Origin of the sequence: Castellaniella caeni NBRC 101664 (genome assembly GCF_001592225.1) — a bacterium.
Classification (GTDB): Bacteria; Pseudomonadota; Gammaproteobacteria; order Burkholderiales; family Burkholderiaceae_B; genus Castellaniella; species Castellaniella caeni.
The window spans coordinates 165,708-177,927 of the sequence record NZ_BCWN01000001.1 but is presented as its reverse complement, the minus strand read 5'-3'; the positions used below and the strand labels follow the sequence as shown (position 1 = coordinate 177,927).

Sequence of the window (12,220 nt, the reverse complement as noted above, 5' to 3'; positions counted from 1 at the left end):
CGGTGGATATGGATCGAACATTGACCAAGGCGCATCTGGCTGAACTCTTGTTCGAGCGGGTGGGGCTCAACAAGCGCGAGGCCAAGGACGTCGTGGACACCTTCTTCTCCGAGGTGCGTGACGCCCTGGTGCAGGGGGTCGAGGTCAAGCTCTCGGGCTTTGGCAGCTTCCAGGTGCGCAACAAGCCGCCGCGCCCGGGGCGCAATCCCAAGACCGGCGAAGTCATCCCCATTCTGGCGCGGCGGGTGGTCACCTTCCATGCCAGCCAGAAACTCAAGGACGGCATCGTCGCGACCGGAGAATCCGCATGACCACGCTTACCACGGCAGCCGCTCTGCCACCCATTCCGGCCAAACGCTATTTCACCATCGGCGAAGTCAGCGAGCTGTGCGGCGTCAAGCCGCACATCCTGCGCTACTGGGAACAAGAATTCTCGCAGCTGCGGCCGGTCAAGCGCCGCGGCAACCGCCGCTATTACCAGCACCACGAAGTGCTGCTGGTGCGCCGCATCCGCGACCTGCTCTACGAACAGGGCTTCACCATTGCCGGGGCGCGCAACCGCCTGGGTGAAGGCGCCGACGTCCCTCACGATGCCGATGCCGCCGTGCGCCTGAAGGGCTCCGAGCTGCAGGCGCTGCGCAGCGACCTGCTGGCCATCCGGGCGCAGCTGGGGCAGGCGCTCGAAGGCGGCGTCTCGCCCGACTGAGCCGTCGCCAGGCCGCGAAGGGCCGGTCTGGCGTCTGCGTTTGCCGAGTACGTCTGCATACGAACCAGGCAAAGCCGGGCCAGGAGCCCGGCTTTGCGCAGGCGCGCCGCTGTGTGCGCTGAGCCGTTTACGCTGAGTCTGTTATTGCGCGTCGAGATCGATCGTCTGCTGGACGACCGTGCTGGACGTGTGGTGCAGGCTGGCCGACAGGACGAGAACCACCAGGATGATCACGACGGCGACGATACTGGCCACCACGGCCTGCTTGCGCCCGAAGCGCCAGGCGCGCCGGGGCCGGGCGGGCGCGGGCGTCGTGGCCGTGTCGCTCGCTGTTTCCGGCGCTTCGTGAGACGGACGACCGGTTGTCGGCGCAGCGTCGGTCGGGGTTTCTTCGATGCCTAGCGTGGCCTGAATGCCCGCCAGCACGGTGGCGGGTGGCGGGGCTGGGGGCAAGGCATCGACGATGCCGAGGAAATAGGCTTCCCATTTGAGTGCGCAGGCCGCGGCGGCGTCGTCTTGCGCCAGGCGCGCCTGGATGTCCTGCGCGTGTTCGGGGCTGTCCAGGCCGAGTACGTAGCGGGCGATTTCGTGATCGGAATAGGAGCGGTGCGATTTCATGCGCGCACGGCCTCGTCGATGTGCGTGAGCACTGATTCGATGGAGGCCTGGATGTCGGGTTCGGAGCGATCGAGGCGGGCAGCGATGTGGGCCAGGTCGCCGCCGTGCAGATAGGCCTGCAGCAGGGCTTCGAGCTGCGGCGTCGGCAGCGCGGCGAGCACCCCCGCAATGGTGTCGTGGCTGGCGTCTTGCGGCAGCGTCAGCGCGGGCAGCCGGGGCGTGTCGGTGTGCTGGCCCATGCGCCGCAGTTCGTACCGGTGTGCCTTGGCGCGGTAGCGCAAGATGCTGTACATCCAGGCGCGCGCCGTGCCGATGCTGGCGCTGTAGCCGGCGGCGTTGCGCCAGATGAGCACGAAGGTTTCGTGCAACAGGCGGTCGGCCTGCCCGGCGTCGTCCAGGATGGCCAGGGCCAGGGCGCGCATGGCGGGGGCCTCGTGGCGGTACAGTGAATGGAAGGCGGTTCGGTCGCCTGCGGCGCAGGCGCCAAGCTCGGCCTCGTAATCGAATACCGAAACAGTCATACAATCTTTCCGGCCTGGCCGGGGCATAGTGCAATTGCCCCCTATTGTATGCGCAGTCCTGGCAGTATCCCTGTTGGTAAAGAGGTTTCAAATTGCGTTTCACCCACACCGGCCCGGCGCCCGCACGGCGCGACGACTGGCAGACCCTGAAGAATCTCTGGCCTTATGTCTGGGCATACCGCGGACGGGTGGGCTTTGCCCTGGCCTGCATGATTGTGGCCAAGTTGGCCAACGTGCTGACGCCGATCTACCTGAAAGATCTCATCGACGGTCTTGGGGTGCCCGCCACGCTGTTGACCGTGCCGCTGGCCGCGCTGGCCGGGTATGGTCTGGCGCGGCTCATGACCGGCGTGTTCGGCGAACTGCGCGACGCCTTGTTTGCACGCGTCACCCAGGGGGCCATCCAGCGGGTGGCCAGCCAAGTGTTCCGTCATCTGCTGTCGCTGTCGCTGCGCTTTCACATGGGACGGCGTACGGGGGGGCTGACACGCGACATCGAGCGCGGCACCAAGGGCATCGGCTTTCTGCTCAACTTCACCGTCTTCAACATCCTGCCGACCCTGCTGGAGATCGGCATGGTGACGGGGGTGCTGCTGTGGCGTTATGACTGGGTCTTTGCCGCGCTGACGCTGAGTACGATTGCCGCCTACATCGTCTTCACGCTGCGGGTGACCGAACGGCGCATGGTGTACCGGCGCACCATGAACACGCTCGACAGCCAGGCCAACGGCAAGGCCATCGACGCCCTGCTGAATTATGAAACCGTCAAATACTTCGGCAACGAGGCTTACGAAAGCCGCCGCTACGATCACGACATGCGCCGCTGGGTGGATTCCGCCGTGCGCAATCAGGTATCGCTCAATCTGCTGAACATGGGGCAAAGCGTCATCATCACCGTCGGGATGACGGCGCTGCTCTGGCAGTCGGCGCGCGGGGTGGTGCAGGGCAGCATGAGCATCGGCGACGTGGTGCTGGTGTCGGCCTATCTCACGCAGCTGTACGCCCCCTTGAATTTTCTGGGCTTCGTCTACCGGGAGATCAAGCACGCGCTGGCCGACATGGAACGCATGTTCGATCTGCTCGGGCACCACCAAGAGGTCGCCGACCGCCCCGGGGCCGTGGCCCTGCAGGCTGGGCAGGCCAGCCTGAGCTTCGAGGCGGTCGATTTCGGCTATCAGTCCGACCGCCAGATCCTGCATCGGGTGAGCTTCACCGTACCCGCGGGCGGTTCGCTGGCTGTGGTGGGGGCCTCGGGCGCGGGCAAGTCCACGCTGTCGCGGCTGCTGTTCCGCTTTTACGACCCCACGGCGGGCGCGGTGTGCATCAATGGCCGGGACATCCGCGAATACACCCAGGACAGCGTGCGTGCGCACATCGGCATCGTGCCCCAGGACACCGTGCTCTTCAACGATTCCATTGGCTACAACATCGCCTACGGGCGGCCCGGCGCCACGCAGGACGAGTGCATTGCGGCGGCCAAGGCGGCGCACATCCACGATTTCGTCATGTCGCTGCCCCAGGGCTACGATACCCCCGTCGGCGAGCGCGGCCTGAAGTTGTCGGGCGGTGAAAAGCAGCGCGTGGCCATCGCCCGGGCGCTGCTCAAGTCGCCGCCCATCCTGGTGTTCGACGAAGCCACCAGCGCGCTCGATACGCGCACCGAGCGGGCCATCCAGGATCAGCTCGACCGCATTGCCCGGGGGCGCACCACGCTCATCATCGCCCACCGGCTGTCCACCATCGTCGATGCGGATCATATTCTGGTGCTCGACGCCGGCCGGGTGGTCGAGCAGGGCACGCACGATGCACTGCTGGCTCAGGGCGGGCGCTACGCCCATATGTGGCGGCTGCAACAGTCGCGCATCAGGGTTTGACCTATACTGTACCAAAGCAGTACTATTTGGTCTCTCGAATTCATCCCCCTGGTGTGGCTCATGCTGCGGATCAGCAAGATCGTCGATTACGGAATCCTTGTGCTCACGCACATGGCGGCCCAGTCGGCACACGTTTGCAGCGCCGCTGAACTGGCTGCCAGCCTGGGCCTGGGGCAGCCAGTCGTCAGCAAGGTGCTCAAGCTGCTCGCACAGCACGGCCTCGTGGCCAGCACGCGGGGCGCGCACGGCGGCTACCGGCTGGGACGCGAGGCGGGGCAGATCAGCGTGGCCGAAATCATCGACGCGCTCGAAGAGCAGCCCTTCGGCCTCACCGAATGCACGGCCACGCCTGGCGTGTGCAGCGTCGAAGGTGCCTGCCACATCCGCACCCACTGGCAGCGCATCAACCTCATTGTGCGCCGCACGCTCGAAGCCGTGACGGTGGCCGACATGCTTGAAGAATCCCTACCTGCTCCCGTATCCGTGGCCGCATCGGCGCGCCATGTCCCGGCGGCTGCTTCCCGTATTCCGAACATCCCGAACTGGAGTCTGTCCAAATGAGTACTGTCAACGACAAGCTCGATTCCTTCCTCGACCGTGACTACGACGCCGGTTTCGTCACTGAAATCGAAGCCGTGACTTTTCCAAAAGGTCTGGACGAAGACGTGATTCGCCGCCTGTCCGCGGTCAAGCGCGAGCCCGAGTTCATGCTCGAGTGGCGCCTGAAGGCTTACCGCGAATGGCTGAAGATGCCGCAGCCCGACTGGGCCAAGGTCAATTTCCCGGAACCCGACTTCCAGGACATCAGCTATTTCTCGGCGCCCAAATCCAAGAAAGACGGCCCCAAGAGCCTGGATGAAGTCGATCCCGAGCTGCTGAAAACCTACGAGAAACTGGGCGTGCCGCTGCACGAGCGCGCCAAGCTCGCCGGGGTGGCCGTGGATGCCGTGTTCGATTCCGTCTCGGTGGCCACCACCTTCCGCAAGCAGCTGGCCGACGTCGGCATCATCTTCTGTTCGTTCTCCGAAGCCGTGCGCTCGCACCCCGATCTGGTGCAGAAATACATGGGCTCGGTGGTGCCGCCGGGCGACAACTTCTACGCGGCACTGAACTCGGCCGTATTCTCGGATGGCTCGTTCGTCTACATCCCCAAGGGCGTCAAGTGCCCAATGGAACTGTCTACCTATTTCCGCATCAACAACGCCGATACCGGGCAGTTCGAGCGCACCCTCATCATCGCCGACGAAGGCGCCATCGTCAGCTATCTCGAAGGCTGTACGGCGCCCATGCGCGACGAAAACCAGCTGCACGCGGCGGTGGTCGAGCTGGTGGCACTGGAAGACGCCCGCATCAAGTACTCCACCGTGCAGAACTGGTATCCCGGCGACGAAAACGGGGTGGGGGGCATCTACAACTTCGTCACCAAGCGCGGCGATGCCCGTGGCGCACGCTCGCGCATCTCCTGGACGCAGGTCGAGACCGGCTCGGCCATCACCTGGAAATACCCCAGCGTGATTCTGCGTGGCGACGACTCCACCGGCGAGTTCTATTCCGTGGCCCTGTCCAACCATTACCAGCAGGCCGATACCGGCACGAAAATGATCCACATGGGGCGCAACACGCGCAGCACCATCATTTCCAAGGGCATTTCGGCGGGGCACGGCAGCAACACTTTCCGCGGCCTGGTGCGCATGACGCCCAAGGCCGAGAATGCGCGCAACTATACGCAGTGCGATTCGCTGCTCATCGGCAAAGACTGCGCCGCGCACACCTTCCCCACCATCGAGGTGCAGAACCCCAGTGCCAGCGTCGAGCACGAGGCCACCGCCTCGCGCATCGCCGAAGACCAGCTGTTCTACGCCATGCAGCGCGGCCTGTCCGCCGAAGATGCCGTGTCGATGATCGTCAACGGCTTTTGCAAAGAAGTTTTCAAGGAATTGCCCATGGAGTTCGCCGTCGAAGCGCAGAATCTGCTCGGCGTGAGCCTGGAAGGCAGCGTCGGTTAAGGAGCCTATCTCATGCTGAAAATCAACAATCTGCACGCCTCGATCGAGGACAAAGAAATCCTGCGCGGCCTGAGCCTCGACATCAAGCCAGGCGAGGTACACGCCATCATGGGCCCCAACGGGGCGGGCAAGAGCACGCTGTCGCAGGTGCTCACCGGGCGCGAGGCCTACAAGGTCACCGGCGGTTCGGTCGAGTTCGAAGGGCAAGACCTCTTGGCGCTGCCGGTCGAAGAACGGGCCCGCGCGGGCATCTTCCTGGCCTTCCAGTACCCCATCGAAATCCCCGGTGTGTCCAATGCCTATTTCCTGCGCGCGGCGGTCAATGCCGGGCGTCGGCACCGCGGCCAGCCCGAGCTCGACGCGATGGACTTCGTCAAGAAGGCCAAGGCCGAAATGAAACTCGTGGGCATGCGCGACGAATTCCTCTACCGTTCCGTCAACGAAGGCTTTTCCGGCGGCGAGAAAAAGCGCAACGAAGTGCTGCAGATGGCCTTGCTCGAACCCAAGCTGGCCATTCTCGACGAAACCGATTCGGGCCTCGATATCGATGCCCTGAAGACGGTGGCCGAAGGGGTCAACCGCCTGCGCTCACCCGAACGCTCGATGATCGTCATCACGCACTACCAGCGCCTGCTCGATTACATCAAGCCCGATTTCGTACACGTGCTGGCGCACGGCCAGATCGTGCGTTCGGGCGGCAGCGAACTCGCGCTCGAACTCGAAGCCAAAGGCTATGGCTGGATCGAAGGCGTCAATCAGGCGCCTGCCGCACCGCGCGGCGGCCTGAAGGCCGACGACGGCAAGAAGATTGGCGTCAAGCCGGGGGCACGGGCATGAGCAACAACCTGCAAGCCTGGGCCGACACCTTTGGCGGGCGCGCGGCGCACCTGCCCGGTGCGCAGTTGCCGTGGCTGGCGGCGGCGCGCCAGCAGGCCCTCGACCGCTTCATGGGCGAGGGCTGGCCCACCACCAAGAACGACGCCTGGCGCCACACGTCGTTGTCGCCGCTGGCTGCCGCCACCTTTGTCGATGGCGATGCGCAGGCCGTGGCCGATCAGGTCGCCGCGCTCAAGGCGCAAGAGGCGGGCCACTGGCTGGTGTTCGTCGATGGCGCCTTCGATGCGGCGCTCTCCGATATCGGTAGCCTGCCCGCAGATGTGCGGCTGCTGCCGCTGTCGCAGGCCTGGGCCGCGCAGGCCGACGCGCTGCAGGGCCTCTATGGCCAGGTGGCCGATGGCTACAGCACCAGCGCGCTCAATCTGGCGCTGGCCAGCGACGGGGCCTGGGTGTCGCTGGCGCGCGGCGCCACGCTCGACGCGCCCGTCCACATCGTCTGCGTGGCTGCCTCGCCCAAGGCGGCGCATTTCCTGCGCCACGTGGTACACGCCGAAGCCGGCGCCCAGGCGACGGTGGTCGAACACTACGTGGGCGTGGCGGGGGCCAGCAATTTCCACCACGCCGTCACGCGTCTGCGGCTCGACCAGGACGCCCGCATCACGCACCTGAAGCTGCAGCAAGAATCGGCGCAGGCCTGGCATCTGGGCGAGATCGACGCCGTGCAGGCGCGCGGCTCGTACTTTGCCTCGCATTCGGTGTCGCTGGGCGCACGCCTGGCACGCCACGACATCGCCACGCACTTTGCCGACGAACGCTGCGAGACCTTGTTCAACGGCCTGTATTACGTCGATCAGCGGCGCCACGTCGATCACCACACGCTCATCGGCCACGAAAAGCCGCGCTGCGTCAGCCATGAAACCTACCGGGGCATCCTGGCCGACACCGCGCACGGCGTGTTCAGCGGCCGCATCCTGGTGGCGCCGGGCGCCGACGGCACCGATGCCATCCAGCGCAACGACAGTCTGCTGCTGTCGCGCCTGGCCAAGTCCGATTCCCGGCCCGAACTCGAAATCTACGCCGATGACGTCAAGTGCGCGCACGGCGCCACGGTGGGGCAGATCGACGAAGACAGCCTGTTCTATCTGCGCTCGCGCGGCCTGGACGAGGCGCATGCGCGCGACATCCTCACCTATGCCTTTGCCGCCGCCAGCGTGGCGCGCATCGACGCGCCCCTGCTGCGCCAGCGCGTCGAGCAGGCAATCCGTTCCCTGCTGCCCGGCGGCGGCGCCGTCCTGGAGGCCGCATGAATGCGCCACTGACATCTCAAGAAAGCGTGCGCCTGGCGGATGAATCCGCTCAGGATCGCGGGGCTTTGCTGGACGCCGCGGGCCGCGTCTGCGCCGACGACTTCCCCATCCTCGCCCGCCCGGTGCGCAAGCGCCGCCTGGCCTACCTGGACAACGGTGCCACGACGCAAAAGCCGCGCGCCGTGATCCAGGCGCTGGATCAGTTCTATGAACAGTCCAACGCCAACATCCACCGTGGTGTGCACTGGCTCTCGCAGCATGCCACCGACCTGTACGAAGAAGCGCGCGAACAGGTGCGCGGCCTGCTCAATGCCCCCGCCAGCCGCGACGTGATCTTCACGCGCGGCACCACCGAAGCCATCAACCTGGTGGCGCAGACCTGGGGACAAGGCTTGCAGGCGGGCGATGAAATCCTCGTCACCGGCATGGAGCACCACTCCAACATCGTGCCCTGGCAGCTGCTGTGCCAGCGCACGGGGGCGGTGCTGCGCCACGCGCGTATCACCGACGCGGGCGAACTCGACCTGGCCGACTTCAAGGCGCAGCTGGGCAGCCGCACGCGGCTGGTGGGCATCGCCCACGTCTCCAACGCCCTGGGCACGGTCAATCCGGTGGCCGAGCTGGTGCGCCTGGCGCACGAGGCCGGCGCCCTGGCATTGGTCGATGGCGCCCAGGCCGTGGCGCACGCCGTGGTGGACGTGCAGGCGCTGGATTGCGACTTCTATGCGTTTTCCGGGCACAAGATCTACGGCCCCACCGGCATCGGCGCCCTGTACGTGCGCGCCAGCATCCTGAAAGACCTGCCCCCCTGGCAGGGGGGCGGTGATATGATTCGCACCGTCAGTTTCGAGGGCAGCACCTGGGCCGAGGGCCCGCAGCGCTTCGAGGCGGGCACGCCCAACATCGCCGGTTCGGTTGCCCTGGGGGCGGCCATTGCCTACGTGCGTACGCTGGGGCTCGATCGTATCGCCGCACACGAAACCATGTTGCTGGAACAGGCCACCGAGGCCATGCGGGCCATTCCGGGCGTGCGGCTGGTGGGCACGGCGGCGCACAAGGCGGGCATTCTGTCCTTCCTGGTGGACGGCATCCACCCGCACGATCTGGGCACCATCCTGGACACCGAAGGGGTGGCCATCCGCGCCGGGCACCATTGCGCCATGCCGCTGATGTCGTACTTCGGCATCCCCGGGACGGCACGCGCCTCGTTTGCGCTGTACAACGACTTGCGCGACGTCGAAGCCCTGGTGGCTGGCGTGCGCAAGGCTCAGACATTATTTGGGGTATGAATTCATGAGGGACACCGAGGACGGCCTGCGCGATCTCTACCAGGAAGTCATCTTCGACCACAACCGCAACCCGCGCAACTTTCGTGCCATGGACGATGCCTCGCATCGCGCCGACGGCCACAACCCCCTGTGCGGCGACCAGCTCACCGTATACGCGCGGGTGGCCGATGGTGTGGTGCAAGAGGTCAGTTTCGTCGGGCATGGCTGTGCCATCTCCACCGCCTCGGCCTCGCTCATGACCGAGGCCGTGCGCGGCATGAAGATCGAGGCGGTGGACGCCTTGTTTCAGAACATCCATGCCATGCTCACCGAGGCGCATCCCGATTGCGATCTGGGCAAGCTCGAAGTCCTGTCGGGGGTGCGCGAGTTTCCCTCGCGGGTGAAGTGCGCCACCCTGGCCTGGCATACCCTGCACAACGCCATCACGCAGGCGCGTGACACGGCCGTCACCGAATAATGCGTTGAACCCGAGGTAAGAACATGAGTTTCAATCGTCAGGAAGTGGTCGTCAACCGGGATTGCCCGGCGGTCACCGTGCCCTATGGCTCTCCGGTCACCATCGAAGCGGGCTGCGAGGCGGTCATCACCCAGCAGCTGGGTGGCACCTATACCGTGATGGTCGAGGGCAATCTGTATCGCATCGAAGGCGTCGATGGCGATGCCCTGGGCTTCGAACCCACGGAAGAGGTCAAGCACACCCACGATGGGCCCGCCACGCAAGAATCCGTCGAGGAAGCCGCCTGGACGATGCTGTCCACCTGCTACGACCCGGAAATCCCGGTGGATATCGTCAATCTGGGGCTGGTCTACGAGTGCAAGGTCGTGCCCGCCAGCGCCCCGGGGCGCTTCCGCATCGAAATCAAGATGACGCTCACGGCGGCCGGTTGCGGCATGGGCACCATGATTGCCGACGAGGCGCGCAACAAGCTGCTCAACATCGAAGGCGTGGACGAAGCCACGGTCGATCTGGTCTGGGATCCCCCCTGGAGCCGGGAGATGATCAGCGAACCCGCCAAGCTGCAACTGGGTTTGCTGTAAAGGTTCGCCTCGACGAGGCGCCCGTTTTTTTCTAGTGTGGTTGCGGTTCGATGTCCTTGTTGCCCGATTGGATGCCCGGTGCGAATCAGTTTGTATCAAACGATCCGGGGGATGAACTGGACGTCGAGCGCGAAGCCATTCGCCAGTGCTCGCTGTCCGCCGTCTTTCAACCCATCGTCTGGCTGCGCGAGGGCTCGGTGCTCGGCCACGAGGGCCTCACCCGTGGGCCTGTCGGCAGCCCCTTGCATGCGCCCGACCTGCTGTTTGCCCGGGCGCGCGCTCTGGGCCTGGGGGTCGAGCTCGAACACCGCGCCTGCGTCTGCGTGATTCAGCGCTTCGCCGCGCTGCGGCTGCCGGGGCGGCTGTTTCTCAATGTCAGCCCGCAGGCCTTGCTGGCTGCCGCGCACGGCCCCTCGGATCTGCTGACACTGCTGGCGCAGGCCGGGCTTGAAGGCAGCCGACTGGTCGTCGAAATCACCGAACAAAGCCTGGGCGCGTCGTGGCCCGAGCTTTCGGGCGTGATCGCGCGGCTGCAGCGCGGCGGCGTGCAGTTTGCCATCGACGACCTGGGCGCCGGCTTTTCCAACCTGGGACGCTGGCTGACGCTGCGGCCCAAGTACATCAAGACCGACAAGGCATTCGTTTCGGGCATCCAGGAAGATCTGCTGCGCCAACAGATTCTGCGTTCGGTCAGCGACATTGCCGCGGTGGCCGGGGCGATCGTGGTGGCCGAGGGTGTCGAGACACTTGAAGAGCTGGCCAGCGTCTGCGATCAGGGCATCGCCTGCGCGCAGGGCTACTACCTGGCCAGACCGCAGGCTCAGCCGCAGCGCTTGAACTGGCCCGAGCTTGCCGCCGCGCTGGCGGGCCAGCGTCTGGATGCGCTGCGCTGCTGCTCCGAGCCCGGCTTGCCGCAGGACGACGTCCAGGGCTGGGCCCTGCAGCTGCTGCGCCGCGTGCCCAGCGTCACCTCGCAGGTCAGCAGCGAGGCTGTCTTCAATCTTTTCCTGTCCAAACCCGATCTCTACACCATTCCGGTCGTCGAGCACGAGATTCCGGTCGGCGTGCTCAAGCGCAGCAGTCTCATCGAGCGCTTTTCGCTGCCTTTTCAGCGCGAACTGTACGGCTCCAGCCCATGTCGTCTGTTCATGGACAGCAAGCCGCTCATCGTGGACATGCACACGCCCCTGTTGACGCTCAGCCGCTGGCTGGCCGAGGCCGAGGGCCATGGCCTAGCCGCCGATTTCATCATCACCGGGCGTGGGCACTATCTGGGGATCGGGTCGAGCCAGGATCTCCTGCAGGCGCTCAACCGCCTGCAGCTGCGCGCCGCGCGCCATGCCAATCCGCTCACGCAGCTGCCGGGCAACGTGCCCATCGACCGGCAGATTCAGCGCTACCTGGCCAGCGGCCTGCAGTTTGCCGTGTGCCATGCCGATCTCGATCACTTCAAACCTTTCAACGATCGCTTCGGCTACCGTCTGGGCGACGACGTCATCCGGCTGCTGAGCCGCGTGCTGAGCCATCACGTGGATGAGCGCCTGGATTTTCTCGGCCATATCGGCGGTGATGATTTCATCGTGCTGTTTCGCAGCGGCGACTGGAAGACGCGCTGCGAGCGCATGATGCGGGAATTCACCTCGGGCATGGCGCAGTTGATGGTCGAGGCCGGGCAGGGCGACGTGCAGCACTACGAGGCCGAAGACCGCCGGGGCGTGACGTGCTCATATGGCCTGCCCACCCTGTCGCTGGGCGCGGTGCAGGTCGAGCCGGGGGCTTATCAATCGCGCCACCAGATCGCGCAGGCGGCCAGCGAGGCGAAATCACAGGCCAAGAAACAGCCGGGATCCACCCTCTTCATCGAGCGGCGCGGGGTCGGCTCGCTGCAGGCGGCGTAGGCCGGGGCGCCGCCGCGCGGGCTGCGCCCGCCGGGCCGGAAGATGCCATCGTGTCACGCGAAAGGTGCCAGGCGCGGGCCTGGATGCTAACATGCTAGAGAAACACGTCTCTTGCGGAGCATCTTT

Annotated in this window: 13 protein-coding genes; 11 read left to right on the top strand and 2 right to left on the bottom strand. The window is 65.5% G+C overall.

Annotated features, from left to right (window positions below; genetic code table 11):
• Window positions 1-8: 8 nt before the first annotated feature.
• The gene (locus tag CCA01S_RS00830; RefSeq protein WP_066452795.1) at window positions 9-311 is read left to right on the top strand and encodes an integration host factor subunit alpha; all 303 of its coding nucleotides are present in this window, start codon (window positions 9-11) and stop codon (window positions 309-311) included.
• Window positions 308-706, top strand: coding sequence for a MerR family transcriptional regulator (locus tag CCA01S_RS00825; protein ID WP_066452793.1), 399 nt, complete (start codon window positions 308-310; stop codon window positions 704-706). The genes CCA01S_RS00830 and CCA01S_RS00825 overlap by 4 nt, the downstream gene beginning before the upstream one ends.
• A 141-nt stretch (window positions 707-847) precedes the next feature.
• On the opposite strand, the gene CCA01S_RS00820 is transcribed toward CCA01S_RS00825, so the two are convergent.
• Window positions 848-1,324 (bottom strand): hypothetical protein, encoded by a 477-nt coding sequence (locus CCA01S_RS00820; RefSeq protein ID WP_066452791.1) that lies wholly within the window; start codon window positions 1,322-1,324, stop codon window positions 848-850.
• Window positions 1,321-1,845 carry a sigma factor gene (locus CCA01S_RS00815; RefSeq protein ID WP_066452790.1) on the bottom strand — a complete coding sequence of 175 codons (525 nt, stop codon included), beginning with the start codon at window positions 1,843-1,845 and terminating at the stop codon, window positions 1,321-1,323. Before CCA01S_RS00815 ends, CCA01S_RS00820 begins: the two co-directional genes overlap by 4 nt.
• 92 nt (window positions 1,846-1,937) lie before the next feature.
• Here CCA01S_RS00815 and CCA01S_RS00810 point away from each other — a divergent pair, with 92 nt between their 5' ends.
• From CCA01S_RS00810 to CCA01S_RS00770, 9 genes are read left to right on the top strand one after another with little or no spacing between them, the layout of a single operon-like run.
• Window positions 1,938-3,719, top strand: coding sequence for an ABCB family ABC transporter ATP-binding protein/permease (locus CCA01S_RS00810; protein WP_066452789.1), 1,782 nt, complete (start codon window positions 1,938-1,940; stop codon window positions 3,717-3,719).
• 60 nt (window positions 3,720-3,779) lie between these two features.
• Window positions 3,780-4,280, top strand: coding sequence for an SUF system Fe-S cluster assembly regulator (locus tag CCA01S_RS00805; protein WP_084386288.1), 501 nt, complete (start codon window positions 3,780-3,782; stop codon window positions 4,278-4,280).
• Window positions 4,277-5,725 carry a Fe-S cluster assembly protein SufB gene (gene sufB, locus CCA01S_RS00800; RefSeq protein WP_066452787.1) on the top strand — a complete coding sequence of 483 codons (1,449 nt, stop codon included), beginning with the start codon at window positions 4,277-4,279 and terminating at the stop codon, window positions 5,723-5,725. Before CCA01S_RS00805 ends, sufB begins: the two co-directional genes overlap by 4 nt.
• Window positions 5,726-5,740: 15 nt before the next feature.
• Window positions 5,741-6,562, top strand: coding sequence for a Fe-S cluster assembly ATPase SufC (gene sufC, locus CCA01S_RS00795; protein ID WP_439951494.1), 822 nt, complete (start codon window positions 5,741-5,743; stop codon window positions 6,560-6,562).
• Window positions 6,559-7,869, top strand: a complete 1,311-nt coding sequence (gene sufD / locus CCA01S_RS00790) for a Fe-S cluster assembly protein SufD (RefSeq protein ID WP_066452782.1) — start codon at window positions 6,559-6,561, stop codon at window positions 7,867-7,869. The genes sufC and sufD overlap by 4 nt, the downstream gene beginning before the upstream one ends.
• Complete coding sequence (locus CCA01S_RS00785; RefSeq protein WP_084386270.1) at window positions 7,866-9,158, top strand: aminotransferase class V-fold PLP-dependent enzyme; 1,293 nt, start codon at window positions 7,866-7,868, stop codon at window positions 9,156-9,158. Before sufD ends, CCA01S_RS00785 begins: the two co-directional genes overlap by 4 nt.
• Window positions 9,159-9,162: 4 nt before the next feature.
• Entirely contained in the window at window positions 9,163-9,615 is a 453-nt protein-coding gene (gene sufU / locus CCA01S_RS00780) for a Fe-S cluster assembly sulfur transfer protein SufU (protein ID WP_066452781.1), read from the top strand.
• Window positions 9,616-9,638: 23 nt separating this feature from the next.
• The gene (gene sufT, locus CCA01S_RS00775) at window positions 9,639-10,196 is read left to right on the top strand and encodes a putative Fe-S cluster assembly protein SufT (RefSeq protein ID WP_066452780.1); all 558 of its coding nucleotides are present in this window, start codon (window positions 9,639-9,641) and stop codon (window positions 10,194-10,196) included.
• Window positions 10,197-10,246: 50 nt separating this feature from the next.
• Complete coding sequence (locus tag CCA01S_RS00770) at window positions 10,247-12,094, top strand: GGDEF domain-containing protein (protein ID WP_066452779.1); 1,848 nt, start codon at window positions 10,247-10,249, stop codon at window positions 12,092-12,094.
• The last annotated feature ends 126 nt before the right edge of the window (window positions 12,095-12,220 follow it).